At 59.5% G+C, this 16578-nt stretch carries 12 protein-coding genes and 1 pseudogene; 9 read left to right on the top strand and 4 right to left on the bottom strand.

Annotated features, from left to right (window positions below):
• Window positions 1-223: 223 nt before the first annotated feature.
• The 4 genes and pseudogenes from ACZ6J2_RS07800 (at window position 224) to ACZ6J2_RS07785 (ending at window position 5816) form a co-directional block, all read left to right on the top strand.
• The gene (locus tag ACZ6J2_RS07800; RefSeq protein ID WP_072210827.1) at window positions 224-1732 is read left to right on the top strand and encodes an anion permease; all 1509 of its coding nucleotides are present in this window, start codon (window positions 224-226) and stop codon (window positions 1730-1732) included.
• A gap of 55 nt (window positions 1733-1787) precedes the next feature.
• Complete coding sequence (fumA, locus tag ACZ6J2_RS07795; protein ID WP_471725333.1) at window positions 1788-3437, top strand: class I fumarate hydratase FumA; 1650 nt, start codon at window positions 1788-1790, stop codon at window positions 3435-3437.
• A gap of 282 nt (window positions 3438-3719) precedes the next feature.
• A pseudogene (tcuC, locus tag ACZ6J2_RS07790) lies at window positions 3720-5031 on the top strand (tricarballylate/proton symporter TcuC).
• Window positions 5028-5816, top strand: a complete 789-nt coding sequence (locus ACZ6J2_RS07785; RefSeq protein ID WP_471725332.1) for a substrate-binding domain-containing protein — start codon at window positions 5028-5030, stop codon at window positions 5814-5816. Before tcuC ends, ACZ6J2_RS07785 begins: the two are co-directional and overlap by 4 nt.
• On the opposite strand, the gene psrA is transcribed toward ACZ6J2_RS07785, so the two are convergent.
• The 3 genes from psrA to ACZ6J2_RS07770 form a co-directional block, all read right to left on the bottom strand.
• Window positions 5791-6690: an L-proline-binding transcription factor PsrA gene (gene psrA, locus ACZ6J2_RS07780; protein WP_023312331.1), complete on the bottom strand. Its 900-nt coding sequence runs from the start codon at window positions 6688-6690 to the stop codon at window positions 5791-5793. The genes ACZ6J2_RS07785 and psrA overlap by 26 nt on opposite strands.
• Window positions 6691-6782: 92 nt before the next feature.
• On the bottom strand, window positions 6783-8312 hold the full coding sequence (locus ACZ6J2_RS07775) for a cryptochrome/photolyase family protein (RefSeq protein ID WP_471725331.1): 1530 nt from the start codon (window positions 8310-8312) through the stop codon (window positions 6783-6785).
• Window positions 8309-8455: a DUF2256 domain-containing protein gene (locus ACZ6J2_RS07770; protein WP_471725330.1), complete on the bottom strand. Its 147-nt coding sequence runs from the start codon at window positions 8453-8455 to the stop codon at window positions 8309-8311. The genes ACZ6J2_RS07775 and ACZ6J2_RS07770 overlap by 4 nt, the downstream gene beginning before the upstream one ends.
• Window positions 8456-8670: 215 nt before the next feature.
• Between ACZ6J2_RS07770 and mtfA the strand changes: the two genes are divergently transcribed.
• A complete protein-coding gene (gene mtfA / locus ACZ6J2_RS07765; protein WP_033145920.1) occupies window positions 8671-9468 on the top strand; it encodes a DgsA anti-repressor MtfA in 798 nt (265 codons plus the stop codon).
• Here mtfA and ACZ6J2_RS07760 read toward each other — a convergent pair.
• The gene (locus tag ACZ6J2_RS07760; protein ID WP_471725329.1) at window positions 9465-10676 is read right to left on the bottom strand and encodes an MFS transporter; all 1212 of its coding nucleotides are present in this window, start codon (window positions 10674-10676) and stop codon (window positions 9465-9467) included. The genes mtfA and ACZ6J2_RS07760 overlap by 4 nt on opposite strands.
• 138 nt (window positions 10677-10814) lie before the next feature.
• On the opposite strand from ACZ6J2_RS07760, the gene ACZ6J2_RS07755 reads away from it, so the two are divergent.
• The 4 genes from ACZ6J2_RS07755 to ACZ6J2_RS07740 are packed head-to-tail and all read left to right on the top strand — an operon-like array spanning window position 10815 to window position 16565.
• Window positions 10815-12557 carry an IucA/IucC family protein gene (locus ACZ6J2_RS07755; RefSeq protein WP_471725328.1) on the top strand — a complete coding sequence of 581 codons (1743 nt, stop codon included), beginning with the start codon at window positions 10815-10817 and terminating at the stop codon, window positions 12555-12557.
• Window positions 12557-13504, top strand: a complete 948-nt coding sequence (locus tag ACZ6J2_RS07750; RefSeq protein WP_471725327.1) for a GNAT family N-acetyltransferase — start codon at window positions 12557-12559, stop codon at window positions 13502-13504. Before ACZ6J2_RS07755 ends, ACZ6J2_RS07750 begins: the two co-directional genes overlap by 1 nt.
• The gene (iucC, locus tag ACZ6J2_RS07745) at window positions 13501-15243 is read left to right on the top strand and encodes an aerobactin synthase IucC (protein WP_471725326.1); all 1743 of its coding nucleotides are present in this window, start codon (window positions 13501-13503) and stop codon (window positions 15241-15243) included. The genes ACZ6J2_RS07750 and iucC overlap by 4 nt, the downstream gene beginning before the upstream one ends.
• Window positions 15240-16565, top strand: coding sequence for a lysine N(6)-hydroxylase/L-ornithine N(5)-oxygenase family protein (locus tag ACZ6J2_RS07740; RefSeq protein ID WP_471725325.1), 1326 nt, complete (start codon window positions 15240-15242; stop codon window positions 16563-16565). Before iucC ends, ACZ6J2_RS07740 begins: the two co-directional genes overlap by 4 nt.
• Window positions 16566-16578: the final 13 nt, after the last annotated feature.

The raw sequence follows: 16578 nt of genomic DNA, 5'->3' as shown, positions 1-16578 counted from the left end.
ATAACGCTGCAATTCTATTTTTTTGATCGCGATCAATAGTTATGGCATTCAAAAGCGCAATATAAAAACATCATCATTTTTTAATTTAGCGAACATGAAAACGCGTTAAATCGCTATTACTGGAAATACAAGAAAGCACCTTTAATAACTAAAAAAAGCAAAGAAACTAAATAAAGTGCTTTTTCTTTGTGACCGAATTTTTGACAACTTAAGACGTGAAACTATGAATACAAAAACTGCTGTAACGCCCCCTGTGGCGAACCAGGCATCAAATGGAAATGCAAAACGATTGCTGATGATGGCGCTACCCGTCATCGTCGCCGTACTGCTGCTGTTTGTTCCCGTTCCTGAAGGCTTGCCGCCTTACGCATGGCACTACTTCGCCATCTTTGTCGGCGTGATCGTCGGTCTGATCTTCGAACCGCTGCCGGGTGCGGTGATCGGCCTGACCGGCGTGGTCGCCATCGCCCTGTGCAGCCAGTGGGTGCTGTTCAGCCCCGATCAGCTGGCTGACCCGAAATTCAAGCTGGCGGGTGCCTCCTTTAAATGGGCGGTGAGCGGGTTTGGTAACTCTACCGTCTGGCTGATTTTCGGTGCCTTTATGTTCGCCGCAGGCTATGACAAAACCCGCTTCGGTCGCCGTCTGGCGCTGATTCTGGTGAAGTACCTCGGCCGTCGCAGCCTGACGCTCGGTTACGCCATCACGTTTGCGGACCTGCTGCTGGCACCGTTCACCCCGTCCAACACCGCGCGCAGCGGCGGGACCATCTACCCGATTATCGCTAACCTGCCGCCGCTGTACGGTTCAAAACCTAATGACCCAAGCGCGCGTAAGATTGGTTCATACCTGATGTGGGTAGCGATCACCGCGGCCTGTATCACCAGCTCAATGTTCCTCTCCGCCCTCGCGCCAAACCTGCTGGCCCTGGCGCTGGTGAAAAGTACGGTTGGGATTGATATCTCCTGGGGCACCTGGTTCCTCGCCTTCCTGCCGCTGGGTATCCTGCTGATTCTGGCCATGCCGCTGCTGGCCTATTGGTTCTACCCACCTGAAGTCAAAGTGAATAACGAAGTGCCGCTGTGGGCGACCCGCGAGCTGGAAAAACTCGGCAAACTGTCCCGCAATGAAATTCTGCTGCTGGTGTTCGTGTGCTGTGCTCTGCTGATGTGGATCTTCGCCGCCGCGTGGATTGAGCCTGCCATGGCAGCCCTGCTCATCGTCGGTCTGATGCTGTGGACCGGCGTGCTGGAGTGGAACGATATCACCGGTAACAAGGCCGCATGGAACACCTTCGTCTGGTTCGCCACCCTGGTGGCACTGGCGGATGGCCTCTCCTCTACCGGCTTTATCAGCTGGTTAGGTAAAGAAGGCGGTCTGTTGATGAGCGGTATCTCTCCGGGCGTGGCGACCGTCGTCCTGCTGCTGGCGTTCTACCTGCTGCACTACCTGTTTGCCAGCACCACCGCGCACACAACGGCGCTGCTGCCTGCGATGCTGACTATCGCCTCCACCATCCCGGGCATGAATATGGAAGTGTTCGTTCTGCTGATGGTAACTTCGCTGGGCGTCATGGGGATCATCACCCCGTACGGTACTGGCCCAAGCCCGATTTACTACGGTAGCGGCTACCTGCCAACCAAAGACTACTGGCGCCTCGGCACCATCTTCGGTGCCATCTTCCTGGCGGCACTGCTGCTGATTGGCTATCCGTGGATGTCCATGATGTTCTGATTCCTGACCGCCGGACTTCTCCTCCGGCGGTTTTATTTTTGTGGAGCAATACGCTATGTCAAACAAACCATTTATCTACCAGAACCCCTTCCCTCTTTCCCATGACGACACCGAATACTATCTGCTGACCAAAGAGCACGTTTCCGTTGCCGAATTCGACGGTCAGGAAGTGCTGAAAGTGGAGCCGGAAGCCCTGACCCTGCTGGCGCAGCAGGCCTTCCACGATGCCGCATTTATGCTGCGTCCTTCCCACCAGAAGCAGGTTGCCGCCATTCTCAACGACCCGGAAGCCAGCCAGAACGACAAATACGTTGCCCTGCAGTTCCTGCGTAACTCTGAAATTGCCGCAAAAGGCGTGCTGCCAACCTGTCAGGATACCGGCACCGCGATCATCATGGGTAAAAAAGGCCAGCGCGTCTGGACCGGCGGCGGTGACGAAGCGGCGCTGAGCCAGGGCGTGTATAACACCTACATTGAAGATAACCTGCGCTACTCGCAGAATGCGGCGCTGGACATGTATAAAGAGGTGAATACCGGCACCAACCTGCCCGCGCAGATCGATCTCTACAGCGTGGACGGGGACGAATACAAATTCCTGTGCATGGCAAAAGGCGGCGGTTCTGCCAACAAAACCTACCTCTATCAGGAAACCAAAGCGCTGATCACCCCGGCGAAGCTGAAAAACTACCTGGTTGAGAAGATGCGCACCCTGGGCACTGCGGCCTGCCCGCCTTACCATATCGCGTTTGTGATTGGCGGTACGTCAGCGGAAGCCACGCTGAAAACCGTGAAGCTCGCTTCCACGCGCTACTACGACGCGCTGCCGACGGAAGGTAACGAACACGGCCAGGCTTTCCGCGACGTTCAGCTCGAACAGGAACTGCTCCAGGAAGCGCAGAACCTCGGCCTCGGCGCGCAGTTCGGCGGTAAATACTTCGCCCACGATATCCGCGTGATCCGCCTGCCGCGCCACGGCGCCTCCTGCCCAATCGGCATGGGAGTCTCCTGCTCCGCAGACCGCAACATTAAAGCGAAGATCAACCGCGACGGGATCTGGATTGAGAAGCTGGAACACAACCCGGGTCAGTATATTCCTGAATCACTGCGTCAGCAGGGCGAAGGCGACGTGGTGAGCATCAATCTGGACAAGCCGATGGATGAGATCCTGGCGCAGCTTTCCGCGCATCAGGTCTCTACCCGCCTGTCGCTGAACGGTACCATCATCGTGGCGCGCGATATCGCCCACGCGAAGCTGAAAGAGCTGCTCGACAACGGTGAAGAACTGCCGCAGTACGTTAAAGATCATCCGATTTACTACGCGGGCCCGGCCAAAACGCCAGAAGGCTACGCGTCTGGCTCGCTCGGCCCGACTACGGCTGGCCGTATGGACTCGTATGTGGACTTACTGCAATCCCACGGCGCGAGCATGATCATGCTGGCGAAAGGCAACCGCAGCCAGCAGGTAACCGACGCCTGCCATAAACACGGCGGCTTCTACCTGGGCAGCATTGGCGGCCCGGCAGCGGTGCTGGCGCAAAACAGCATTAAGAGCCTGGAATGCGTCGCGTATCCGGAGCTGGGAATGGAAGCCATCTGGAAAATTGAGGTCGAGAACTTCCCGGCGTTTATCCTGGTGGATGACAAAGGCAACGATTTCTTCCAGCAGATCCAGAACAAACAGTGCGCGGGTTGTTCACAGCCCTAGGTTGAGACAGGCCGGGTGGCGCAACGCTGCCCGGCAGTCGCAGACGGACATGCGCCTGCGTCATGTCACAAAACCGTGATATCAGCCACTTAGCAAAAAGTGGTGAATAAAAAATCAATTAATTGTTAAGTTATTGTTGTCATTAATTGTATTTATCCCGCGAAGGCTATTCATGCAAAACGTGCATCAGCCGATGCGGCATTTGCGCTTATCTATTTCCTCATCCTGATCCAGTTTTCAAAAACAGACGCGTAAAACGTCAACAATAAACTGGAGATAACCATGTTTTCCTCAACCTCACCTGCAACCGTACGCTCGAAAGCGGGCGCCATACTTCGCGTGACGTCCGGCAACTTTCTTGAGCAGTTCGATTTCTTTCTGTTCGGCTTCTATGCCACCTACATCGCCCACACGTTCTTCCCCGCGAGCAGTGAATTTGCGTCGCTGATGATGACCTTCGCCGTCTTCGGCGCGGGCTTTTTGATGCGCCCCATCGGGGCCATTGTGCTAGGCGCGTATATCGACAAGGTAGGTCGCAGAAAGGGGCTGATCGTTACCCTTTCCATCATGGCGGCGGGGACGTTCCTGATCGTGCTTATCCCCTCTTATCAAAGCATCGGTCTGTGGGCGCCGCTGCTGGTGCTGACGGGCCGTCTGCTGCAGGGCTTTTCCGCCGGTGCGGAGCTTGGAGGCGTCTCGGTTTATCTGGCTGAAATCGCCACTCCGGGGCGCAAAGGGTTTTACACCAGCTGGCAGTCCGGCAGCCAGCAGGTCGCTATTATGGTCGCGCGCGATGGGCTTTGCCCTGAACGCCCTGATGGAGGAGAGCGCCATTCGCGAATGGGGCTGGCGCATCCCGTTCCTGTTCGGCTGCTTAATCGTGCCGTTTATCTTTTTCCTGCGCCGCAAACTGGAGGAGACGGAAGAGTTCAGCGCGCGCCGCCATCATCTGGAGATGCGTCAGGTCTTTAAAACGCTCCTTGGCAACTGGCAGGTGGTGGTCGCGGGCATGCTGATGGTGGCGATGACCACCACCGCGTTCTACCTGATCACCGTCTACGCCCCCACCTTTGGCAAAAAGGTGCTGATGCTCAGCGCCTCGGACAGCCTGCTGGTCACGCTGCTGGTGGCTATTTCTAACTTCATCTGGCTGCCGGTGGGCGGCGCGCTGTCGGATCGCTTCGGGCGCAAGCCGGTGCTGATTGCCATGGCCCTGCTGGCGCTGGCGACCAGCTACCCCGCCCTGACGCTGCTGGCGAGCGCCCCCAGCTTCTCCATGATGCTGATCGTGCTGCTGTGGCTCTCCTTCCTCTACGGCCTGTACAACGGCGCGATGATCCCGGCCCTGACGGAGATTATGCCTGCTGAAGTGCGCGTGGCGGGGTTCTCTCTGGCTTACAGCCTGGCAACGGCGGTCTTTGGCGGCTTTACCCCGGTCATGTCCACCGCGCTGATCGAATACACCGGTGACAAAGCCTCGCCTGGCTACTGGATGAGTTTCGCCGCCGTGTGTGCCCTGCTGGCCACGCTCTACCTCTACCGCCGCCGCGCGGTATCGCTGCAAAATACCGTCAAGTCACAGGGGGCAGTATGAAACGCACCTATCGCTTTACCGCCAGCGCGCTGGTGCTGACGCTCCTGAGCGTTAATGCCTGTGCCCAGGACGTAAAGGTCATGATTTCAGGCGGCTTCAAGGCCGCCCTGGAAAAGCTGGCCCCGGACTATGAACGCCGGACCGGGGATAAAATCGTGATCATCCCCGGCCCCTCAATGGGCGCTACGCCGCAGGCGATCCCAAACCGACTGGCGCGCGGCGAGAAAGCCGACGTGGTGATTATGGTGGGCGATGCGCTGGAGAAGCTCGAAAAAGCCGGCCAGACGCAGCCGGGTTCGCGAACGGAACTCGCGGATTCCCCCGTTGGCATGGTGGTAAAAAAAGGGGCGGATGTTCCTGATATCAGCAGCGAGGCGAGCCTGCGTAACACGCTGCTGCAGGCCAGCTCCATCGCCTACTCTGATAGCGCCAGCGGCAGGTACGTCAGCCAGACGTTGTTCAAAAAAATGGGGATCGAAAAAGAAGTGGCGGGTAAAGCGACAATGGTTGAGCGCATTCCGGTTGCCTCAGAAGTGGCGAAAGGAAAATACGCCGTCGGTTTCCAGCAGGTGAGCGAGCTGCTGCCGGTTCAGGGCGTCACTTTTATCGGGAAAATCCCGGATAATCTGCAGTACATCACGCGGTTCGCGGGTGCGGTCACCCGCCATGCAGAACATCCCGCGGAGGGGAAAGCGCTGTTGACCTATCTCGCCTCACCGCCCTTCAGGGCCGTCATCCAGAAGACGGGGATGATCCCCGTTACGTCCGGCGATACTGCTCGGTGATCTGTTTTTCCAGTTCAGCCGCAATGTAGGACTGGATACGCCCCCGGCGCCGGATAAGCCCCACGGTGCGTTTCACTTCCGGCGCCACCAGCGGCAGATGCGTCAGCAGCGTGTGCTCTGACGTCGGCATCGACATGGCGGGAACGGCAGCAATGCCGATCCCCGCCTCTACCATACCGAGCATCGTGGTAACGTGGCGCGTTTCGCATACGCTCGGGCGTTCGGGAACGATATCCCCCAGCATCCGATCGAGCAGGTTACGGTTACCTGACGTTTTATCGAGGGAGATATAATCCTGCTGATAAAAGGCCTGCCACGTCAGATGACTCTTCTGCGCCAGCGGGTGATCCTTTCGGCACGCCGCAACATAGACATCCTCCACCAGCGGGAAAAATTCGATGTCAGACGGTAGGTTTCCTGCGAAGCTGATACCAAAATCCGCCTGGCTTCGGGCCACGGCGTCAATCACATTCCCCGCGCTGCTGTCGATGAGCTTAATGCGAACGCGCGGATAGCGAGACTGAAAACGACGGATCACATCGGGCATAAAGTAACAGGCCGCGGAAGGGACCGTGGCAACCGTGATCAGCCCCGTCCGCTCTTCGCTGACCTTATCGACATCCGCCAGCATTGACTCAACGTTATCGAGCAGCTGCGCGGAGCGTTCAGCAAAGTTTTGCCCGTATAACGTTAAGGCCACGCGGCGGGTGGTACGGTCAAACAGCCGGTTTCCCAGCGCGGCTTCCAGCTTTTCAATCCTGCGGCTCAGCGCCGACTGGGATAAGCAGATAGATTCAGCAGCGACACGGAAGTTACCGTATTCCACTAACGCTCTGAAAGCATAAAGATCGTTAAGGTCAAAATTCACGGGCATGGCGTCTGGATGTCCTGTCGGGGAATACGCAGCAAAGTCAAAAATAATAGCGTCTTATTGACCCACCGCAACCGGCGCGGTGTTGAAATACGTCAGAGCTCGTTGAGATGCAGGCGAACATACCCGGCGCGATCGGCAATGGCCTGCCGCTCCTCTTCCTTCATGTCCGCAAGCTGTTTAAAGACAATGCCCAGGCGGGGATTGTTACCCAGACGCGCCTGGTTGCGCGCAAAGAAATCCCAGTAAAGGGCATTGAAGGGGCACGCCAGCTCTCCGGTACGCTGGGTGTGCTGATACCGGCACCCCTGACAGTAATTACTCATCTTGTGAATGTACGACGCGCTCGAGACGTAGGGCTTACTGGCCAGCAATCCGCCATCGCCAAACTGGCTCATGCCGAGAGTATTGGGCAGCTCCACCCATTCAAAGGCATCAATGTAGACACCCAGATACCATTCATGAACCGCCTGCGGCGACAGGCCGCTGAGCAGGCTAAAGTTCCCGATGACCATCAGGCGCTGGATATGGTGGGCGTAAGCCTCGGTGAGCGACTGCCCAATCGCATGCGCCAGGCAGCGCATCTGCGTCCTGCCGGTCCAGAACCAGTCCGGCAGCGGGGCGTGCTGGTCTAAGGCATTCAGCTCCCGATAGCCCGGCATCTGCGACCAGTAGATCCCACGCACGTACTCCCGCCAGCCGAGAATTTGTCGGATAAACCCTTCGACGGCTGGCAGCGGCGCATGGCCCGAACGCCATGCCTGCTGGGCGGCAGCCACCACTTCCCGCGGACTAAGCATTTTGGTGTTCAGCGCGAATGAAATTAACGAGTGGAACAGAAAAAGCTCCTCAGCTTGCATCGCGTCCTGCCAGGCGCCGAACTGCGGGAGCACGTGAGCGATAAATTCATCCAGCCTGGCTTTGGCTTCCGAACGATTGAGCGGCCAGCGAAAATACCCGGCCTGCGGTTCGCCGAAGGTGTTTACGCCGCAGCGCTGGATCTCCGCCCATAAGGCTGAATAATCGTGGCGCGGACGCGAATCCTCCGGCGCGGGCGGCTCGCCGGACCAGCGCTTGCGATTTTCAGCATCATAATTCCATTTTCCCCCTTCCGGCTCGCCTTCTGAGGTCAACAGTACGCCGTGCTGACGACGCATTTCCCGGTAAAAGTACTCCATTCGCCAGCTTTTGCGTGGCGCAAAGAACGCGCTCACCTGTTCACGGGTGGTGAAGAAATGCTCGCTGCTGACGCAGGCCGTTTCGACGGACGCCGCTTTCGCCCACGCCTGCAGCTGCGTATCCAGGCGCCATTCGTCGGGCTCCTGCCATATCACCCTGTTGGCGCCGTAATGCGCGACAAGCGCGTTGAGATTGTCTTCCAGCGCGCCGCGGTTTGAGTCGTCAGAGAGCCGGACATACCTCACCCGATGCCCCTTCTCCTTTAACGCAGAGGCAAACGCGCGCATGGCCGCAAAAATGGCGATCACTTTCTGAGCGTGGTGAAGCACGTACGCGGTTTCGGCCCGCAGCTCCAGCATCACGTAAATAACATTTGGATTGCAGGCATCAAACCAGCTGTGGTGCGGATTAAGCTGATCGCCCAGGATCAGGCGCAGTTCGGTCAACGGTGGCTCCTGCGACAACGCTCGGAACAGTATTTGACCTCATCCCAGCATTTCGACCATTTTTTGCGCCACGTCATGGGCCGCTGGCAGTGCGCGCACGCCCGGCTGGGCAGGCTCTGCTTGTTACCTTTGAAATCGCTCATCTTTTCAATACCGTACTGATTTCTTCACTGAACCTGTGGATTCAGGCTACGACAGACTTCACAAAATGAAGGTGATGCCCGTAAACCGCTACCCACCGCTACGTACGAATGATAGTTTATTCAGGCTGGAATTGTCGCAGTGAGCGATTTTCTGGCATCTTAACCAAACCTGACTTTCCCATTTTTGTTCAAGTGACGAGTTTGCGAGCAAAGCGATGATAAAGTGGCCCTGGAAAACGAATGAAGCTGGCCGGGATATGGCGCTGCCATGGGATGACGCGCTGACGATCCCTGTTCTGGCTAATCTTAAGCCGGATGAACAAGCGAAACTGGTTCAGCTGGCGGATCGTTTTTTACAGCAAAAACGCCTGGTTCCACTGCAGGGTTTCGAACTCGATCCCCTGAAAAACGCGCGCATCGCCCTGCTTTTCTGTCTGCCGGTGCTGGAATTGGGTATCGAGTGGCTGGATGGTTTCCACGAAGTGCTGATCTATCCGGCCCCCTTTATCGTCGATGACGAGTGGGAAGATGACATCGGGCTGGTGCACAACCAGCGCGTGGTGCAGTCCGGACAAAGCTGGCAGCAGGGGCCGATTATCCTCAACTGGCTCGACATTCAGGACTCGTTCGATGCGTCCGGTTTTAATCTGGTTATCCATGAAGTGGCGCATAAGCTCGATACCCGCAACGGCGATCGCGCCAGCGGCGTTCCGCTGATCCCGCTTCGCGAGGTGGCGGGCTGGGAGCACGATCTGCACGCGGCGATGGATAACATCCAGGATGAAATAGACCTGGTGGGCGAAAGCGCGGCCAGCATTGACGCCTATGCGGCAACCGACCCGGCCGAGTGCTTTGCGGTGCTCTCGGAGTATTTCTTCAGCGCGCCCGAACTCTTCGCGCCCCGCTTCCCGGCGCTGTGGCAGCGTTTCTGCCAGTTTTATCAGCAGGATCCGCTCCAGCGTCTGCGGCAAAATGAGGAGTCTGGCGGCCATTCCTCCCGCCAGATCCATTAAGGCTTTTCGGAAGGGGTCCGCTCGGTTGACCGTACCCCTATGCTCAACGCTAAAAACAGCACTGCCATTCCCCATGCGGCCACCGTCAAAGACTGCTCGCCGTAAAAGCGCGTCACCACAGGCACCAGCAGCGCGCTGACGCCGTAGCCTAACGTGTGGCTGGTGGCGATGACGCCCGCCCCTTTCCCGGTAGTCAGCCTGTCGTTCAGCAGCAGCTGGTAGCCCGGCGTGGCCATCGCCGCCCCGAGTGAAGTGATAACAATCCCCACGTAGAACAGCGTTAAACCCACGACTGTCATCAGCCCAAGCCCTGCAACCATTAACACCGCCGCGATGCAGAGCAACGTCACCGGAGTGAAATGCTGCGGGCGGACCACCAGAAACTGCGCCGCGAGCGTCGCCAGCGCGGCCAGGCTCAGCAGAAGCGCAACATGATGGCTGATCTCCCGGGCGTTGCCCCCCAGCAGAGGGCTAAGATGCGGTGACAGGCCAAGCTGCATCAGGCTGACCAGCGCCGCCAGCAGCAGCGCCAGGAGCAGGAACGGCAGCATCGAGGCCTGCAGGCGGGTCGCCTGGTGCGCCACCGGCGGCAGCGGCGGGTCTGCGGCTTCGCGAAGCACCAGCAGCAGCGCGATTAACGGCGCGATCGCCATCAGCCAGAGCGGCGCTACCGGGCTGACGCTGAGCATCAGCGCCGCCAGCGGCGGGCCGAGCAAACGTCCGCAGCTGAGGCCGGAGCTTATCGTCGCCAGCGCCGCCATTCTCTTCTCCAGCCCCGCACGCTGAATAGCCCACGTCTGGGCCGCAGGCACCAGCCCCGAGACCGTCAGTCCGTAAAGCAGACGTGAAAGAATCAGTCCCGCCAGTCCCCAGACGGTATCCAGCCTTCCGGCCGCCATCGCCCAGACCACAAGCGCCATGACGACGAAACTGGCCAGATAGCCGCTCAGCGAGGCCACCATCACGGCCTTACATCCCCGCCGCTCGCTCTGGCGTCCCCACCAGGGCGAGGCCGGTAAAAAGAGCATGGATCCAAACATCAACAGCCCGGCCCAGACCGAGAGCGACAGCCCGGTCAGGGTCACCAGCTGCGGGAGCATCACCAGCAGGCCGTTTTGCCCGATACCTAATAAACCCGCACATAGCGCCAGGGGCCAGTTGGCTTTTGAGGCGACCTTTTCGGTCAATGTTTCTGAGTCAGCGCGCATGAGAATGTGAACATAGTGTCAATAAATGTGTGGAAATCATGAAGTTTATGAAAACAAATATTGCAAAAATGGTTGCGACTGTAAACAGAATGAATATCATAACGAGAATTATTATCAATCATGGAATGAGGTACATCTATGCGTGCTCTGCCCCGCTCTGCCGGTACAGACGTTGCAGCCCAGTGTTTTTTGAACGCCCTGTTGCGCGAAACGAAGGACTGGCGCTATCTCCCCGCTACCGCTGCGGATGCGTTACCGAACATTCATATCCCGCTGTCCCAAACGCAGGCGCTTCGGGTTCCGGTACGCTATTTCTCTCCCACCCAGCATCATCAGTACCGTTTCCCGGCCACGCTTCTTCAGAGCAACAGTGATGACGGTGACGCCGTCACATTTGACCAACTGGTTGATTTAATTCTTGAAAAACCGTCAGTAAAAGGCTCGCTGGATGCCGATACGCTGGCGCGTTTTAAGCAGCGCGTTATTGAAAGCCATGCCCACACCTGGCAGGCGATCGATCTCCGCCACGGCTGGGTAAACCTGCGCGATAAGCCGCTGACGTTTGCTGAAGCGGAACAGGCGCTGCTGGTCGGCCACGCGTTTCACCCGGCGCCGAAGTCGCACGAGCCGTTCAACGAAACAGAGGCGCGTCGCTATCTTCCTGATTTCGCCTCCCGCTTCCCGCTGCGCTGGTTTGCCGTTGAGAGCACGCTCGTTGCTGGCGACAGCCTGAACGTCTCCCTGCGCGAGCGTCTGCTGCGCTTCGCGGCCCAGAGCGCGCCTGAGCTGCTCGGCCACTTCAGCGACACCCGCTGGCTGCTGCCGATGCATCCATGGCAGGCCGACTATCTGCTGGAGCAGGACTGGTGCCAGCGTCTGGCGGAAAACGGTTCATTGCAGGATCTGGGCGAAGCGGGCGCGCAGTGGCTGCCTACCAGCTCGTCCCGCTCGCTGTACAGCGAAACCAACAGCGACATGATTAAGTTCTCCCTCAGCGTGCGCCTGACCAACTCCGTGCGCACGCTGTCGGTCAAAGAAGTTAAGCGCGGAATGCGCCTGGCGCGCCTGGCGAAAACGGAACGCTGGCAAGAATTGCAGTCACGCTACCCGACCATGCGCGTGATGCAGGAGGACGGCTGGGCGGGGCTGCGTGACGAAAGCGGCGTTATTCAGGAAGAGAGCCTGATGGCCCTGCGCGTCAATCTGCTGTTCGATACTCCCAAGACGCAAACCAACGTGCTGGTGAGCCTGACCCAGGCCGCGCCGGACGGCGGTGATAGCCTGCTGGCCTCCGCGGTGCGCCGTCTGAGCCAGCGTCTGGATTTACCGCTCGCCCAGGCCGCCCGCTGCTGGCTGGACGCCTATTGCGACCGCGTGTTGCTCCCGCTGTTCAGCGCCGAGGCGGACTACGGTCTGGTCCTGCTGGCGCACCAGCAGAATATCCTCGTTGAGATGCAGCAGGATTTCCCCGTCGGGCTGATTTACCGCGACTGCCAGGGCAGCGCGTGGACCGAAGGGGCCGACGCGTGGCTGAATTCAGCGGGCGAAACGGAGGTGGAAAACCGCTTCGGTGAGAGCCAGCTGCTGCGCTACTTCCCTTATTACCTGCTGCTAAACTCTACCCTTGCCGTCACCGCCGCCCTCGCCGCCGCCGGTTTCGACAGCGAGGAGAGCCTGATGTCCCGCGTGCGCGACGCGCTGGCGGAACTGCGCCGCACGGCGAAGCAGACCCGCTGCCTCGACTACGTCCTCGACAGCCCGACCTGGAACTGCAAAGGCAACTTCTTCTGCTACCTGCACGATCGCAATGAAAACACCATCGCCGATCCGGCGGTGATCTATTTCGACTTTAGCAACCCGTTTTACAAGGAGAAGGCGTAATGGCCATCGCGAATATCGTCCATTCCGGCTACGGCTTCCGCTGCACCGCCACGGATCGCGCGCTGCCGCTGGCGTTGGGTCTTGACGGCAGCGCGGTGCTGGAGCGTCTGAGTGGGTTCCCGGACGGCTGGCTGGTCGAAGCCCTGGATCAGCTGTTTGTTGCCGCACCCGCGCTGACCGGCATTACCCTTCCCTGGGCAACCTGGCAGGATGAACCCCAGGCGCAGGCGCTGTTTAGCCTCGCCCACGGGGACTATCTGGCACGCGACACCTTCTGGCAGCTGCCGCTGTGGCTGAAAGGAGAACAATCACGGGCCAGGGGCGGGATGCAGTTTGACGAGAGCCGTCAGCTGTATTTCCCGCTGCGCCCTCGCCGCCCGCAGGGCGAAGTGTACCGTCGTTACGATCCGCAGATTAAGCGCACCCTCAGCTTCCGCGTGGCCGACGTGGCGCTGGACGGCGAGCGCTTTACCCAATGGATGAACAACCCGCGCGTGAACGCCTTCTGGGAGATGGCGGGCCCGCAGGCCGAGCAGGAAAGCTACCTGCGCCGTCAGCTTGACTCGACCTACTGTTACCCGGTTATCGGCTGCTTCGACGACCAGCCGTTCGGCTATTTTGAGCTCTACTGGGCGGCGGAAGACCGCATTGGCCGCCACTATCGCTGGCAGCCGTTCGACCGCGGACTGCACATGCTGGTGGGAGAAGAGAACTGGCGCGGCGCGCAGTACATCCGCAGCTGGCTGCGCGGCCTGAGCCACTATCTGTATCTCGATGAACCGCGCACCGCGCGGATTGTCGCCGAGCCGCGCTTCGACAACCAGCGCCTGTTCCGCCATCTGGCCTCCGCCGGTTTTGAGACGATGAAAGAGTTCGATTTCCCGCACAAGCGCTCGCGCCTGATCGTGAGCCAGCGTCACCGCTTCTTCAGCGAGGTGGGCCTGTGAACGCGCTCTGGCAGAAAGTGAACCGCGAGATGGTGGCGAAGATCCTCGCCGAGCTGGAATACGAACGCACCCTGCGCGCTGAGCCGGTTTCGTCGGACGGCTGGCGAATCACCATGGGCACCGAGTCCTGGCAGTTTCGCGCCACGCGCGGGATCTGGGGCTGGCTGCATATCGACCCGGACAGCCTGATCGCCGCCAGCGGCGATGCCGTCGAAGCGGAAAGCGCGCTGCTGCAGCTGGCGACGGTGCTGGAGATGAGCGACGCGCAAACGGCAGAGCACATGGAAGATCTCTACGCCACGCTGCGCGGCGACATGCAGCTGCTGCAGGCGCGTGAAGCGCTGGACGCGGACGCGCTGATCCACCTCGATCCGGACGAATTACAGTGTCTGTTGAGCGGTCACCCGAAGTTTATTTTCAACAAAGGTCGCCGCGGCTGGGGTCTGGACGCGCTGCGTCAGTACGCGCCCGAGTATCGCGGACGTTTTCGTCTGCACTGGATTGCCGTCCAGCGGGAGCATCTGGTCTGGAGCAGCGACGCCGATTGCGACATTCACCGTCTATTGGCAAGCGCCATGGACAGCGCCGAGCGCGCCCGCTTTGACGCCCGCTGGCAGGCGCTGGGTCTCGACGACGGCTGGCTGCCGGTGCCGCTGCACCCGTGGCAGTGGCAGCAGAAAATTGCCATTCATTTCCTGGCGCAGCTGGCGCGCGGACAGATGGTTGAGCTGGGGGAATTCGGCGATGAGTATCTGGCGCAGCAGTCCCTGCGCACGCTCACCAACGCCAGCCGTCGCGCGCCGTATGACATCAAGCTTCCGCTGACTATCTATAATACCTCCTGCTATCGCGGCATTCCGGGCAAATACATTGCCGCCGGGCCGCTGGCCTCGCGCTGGCTGCAGCAGCAGTTTGCCACCGACGCCACGCTGATCCGCTCAGGCGCGCAGGTGCTTGGCGAACCCGCCGCCGGATACCTGTCGCATCCGGGCTATGCTGCTCTGCCGAAAGCGCCCTACCGCTATCAGGAGATGCTGGGGGTGATCTGGCGCGAAAACCCGTCCTGCTATCTGCAGGACGGCGAACAGGCGGTGCTGATGGCGGCGCTGATGGAAACCGACAATGCCGGGCGACCGCTGATCGACGCGTGGATTAAACGCTCGGGGCTAAGCGCAGAGGCATGGCTGGAAACGCTGTTTGAGGCAACGGTGATCCCGTTCTATCACCTGCTCTGCCGCTACGGCGTGGCGCTGATCGCCCACGGCCAGAACGTGACGCTGGTGATGAAGGACTACGTTCCGCAGCGCATCCTGCTGAAGGATTTCCAGGGCGATATGCGCCTGGTGGATGAGGATTTCCCGCAGGCCCGGAGCCTGCCGGAGCAGGTGAAGGCCGTCACGGCGCGCCTGAGCGCGGATTACATTATTCACGACCTGCAAACCGGTAACTTTGTGACGGTGCTGCGTTTTATCTCGCGCCTCACGCTGCAATGCGGCGTGAGCGAAACGCGTTTCTACCAGATTCTGGCCGGGGTATTACGGGGTTATATGGCGGCGCACCCGGATCTGGCAGAGCGCTTCGCCAAATTCGATCTCTTCAAGCCGCAGATTATTCGCGTGATCCTCAACCCGGTCAAACTGACCTTCTCCGAACACGACGGCGGCAGCCGCATGCTGCCGAACTACGTCACCGACCTTGATAACCCTCTTTTTCTCGCCTCCCGGGAGTCAGCGCAATGAAAACCTATGATTTCATCGGCATTGGTATTGGCCCGTTTAACCTCAGCATCGCCGCTCTGGCCGAAGGGCTGAACGGCTTTAGCTCGCTGTTCCTTGAGCGTAAACCGCACTTCTCCTGGCACCCGGGAATGATGGTGCCGGACTGCCACATGCAGACCAGTTTCCTGAAGGATCTGGTCAGCGCCGTGGAGCCAACCAACCGCCACAGCTTCCTGAACTACCTGGTGCAGCGCAAAAAGTTCTACCGCTTCCTGACCACCGAGCAGCGCACCGTCTCCCGTGAGGAGTTTGCGGACTACCTGTGCTGGGCGGCGGAAAACCTCACCAACCTCGCCTTCAGCCAGCAGGTGCAGCAGGTGAGCTTTGACGAGAAAAGCGGCCTGTTTGAGGTGGTGACCCAGCGCGACCGCTTCCTGGCGCGCCACGTCTGCGTGGGAATTGGCAAACAGATCAACCTGCCTGACTGCGTTACCGTGCAGGACGATACCTGCTTCCACGCCAGCGAGATGATGCTGCGCACGCCGGATCTCGCGGGCAAGCGCGTCACCGTCGTCGGCGGCGGCCAGAGCGGGGCAGATCTGTTTTTGAATATCTTCCGCGGCGAATGGGGCCAGCCGCTGAGCCTGAACTGGGTATCGCGCCGCAATAACTACAACGCGCTGGATGAAGCCGCCTTTGCCAACGAGTATTTCACGCCGGAGTACGTGGACAGCTTCTCCACCCTCGGCGAAGAGGCCCGTCGTCAGATGCTGCACGAGCAGAAGATGACCTCCGACGGCATCACCACCGAGTCCCTGCTGGCGATTTACCGCGCCATGTACCACCGCTTCGAAGTGCTGCGTGAAAAACCCTGGGCGCACCTGATGCCGTCCCGCTCGGTGACGTCCCTGACGCGCCAGGAAAACGGCCATCGCCTGAGCATTCAGCATCACCTCGACGGCGGCCGCGAGCAGCTTGAGAGCGACGTGGTGATTTTCGCCACCGGCTACCGCACCGTGCAGCCCGCGTTCCTCGCGCCGCTGTCTCACCGCCTGCATCTGGACACGGACGAAGCCTTCTGCATTAACAACGATTTCACCCTCGAATGGGACGGCCCGCAGAGCAACCGCCTGTTCGCCGTGAATGCCGGGATGCACCGTCTCGGCATTGCCGAACCCCAGCTCAGCCTGATGGCCTGGCGCGCGGCGCGAATTCTTAATCGCGCGCACGCCGACGAGCCGTTTGAGCTGGCCACCACACCCGGCGTTATCCACTGGCGCACCACCGCCAGCCCGGACAGCAGCCCGGTTTTTAAATCATTAGCAAAAACCACCGAGTACTGACACACACAATCAG

The sequence above is a fragment of the Enterobacter sp. E14S genome (assembly GCF_055666685.1).
This window is presented reverse-complemented; position numbering and strand designations above follow the sequence as displayed.

Excerpts from the sequence above, each read along its gene's own strand:
- ACZ6J2_RS07755 (WP_471725328.1), top strand. The coding sequence starts at position 10,815 with ATGCGTGCTCTGCCCCGCTCTGCCGGTACAGACGTTGCAGCCCAGTGT.
- ACZ6J2_RS07750 (WP_471725327.1), top strand. The coding sequence starts at position 12,557 with ATGGCCATCGCGAATATCGTCCATTCCGGCTACGGCTTCCGCTGCACC.
- psrA (WP_023312331.1), bottom strand. The coding sequence starts at position 6,690 with ATGCCCGTGAATTTTGACCTTAACGATCTTTATGCTTTCAGAGCGTTA.
- ACZ6J2_RS07800 (WP_072210827.1), top strand. The coding sequence starts at position 224 with ATGAATACAAAAACTGCTGTAACGCCCCCTGTGGCGAACCAGGCATCA.
- mtfA (WP_033145920.1), top strand. The coding sequence starts at position 8,671 with ATGATAAAGTGGCCCTGGAAAACGAATGAAGCTGGCCGGGATATGGCG.
- ACZ6J2_RS07760 (WP_471725329.1), bottom strand. The coding sequence starts at position 10,676 with ATGCGCGCTGACTCAGAAACATTGACCGAAAAGGTCGCCTCAAAAGCC.
- ACZ6J2_RS07770 (WP_471725330.1), bottom strand. The coding sequence starts at position 8,455 with ATGAGCGATTTCAAAGGTAACAAGCAGAGCCTGCCCAGCCGGGCGTGC.
- ACZ6J2_RS07740 (WP_471725325.1), top strand. The coding sequence starts at position 15,240 with ATGAAAACCTATGATTTCATCGGCATTGGTATTGGCCCGTTTAACCTC.
- ACZ6J2_RS07785 (WP_471725332.1), top strand. The coding sequence starts at position 5,028 with ATGAAACGCACCTATCGCTTTACCGCCAGCGCGCTGGTGCTGACGCTC.
- fumA (WP_471725333.1), top strand. The coding sequence starts at position 1,788 with ATGTCAAACAAACCATTTATCTACCAGAACCCCTTCCCTCTTTCCCAT.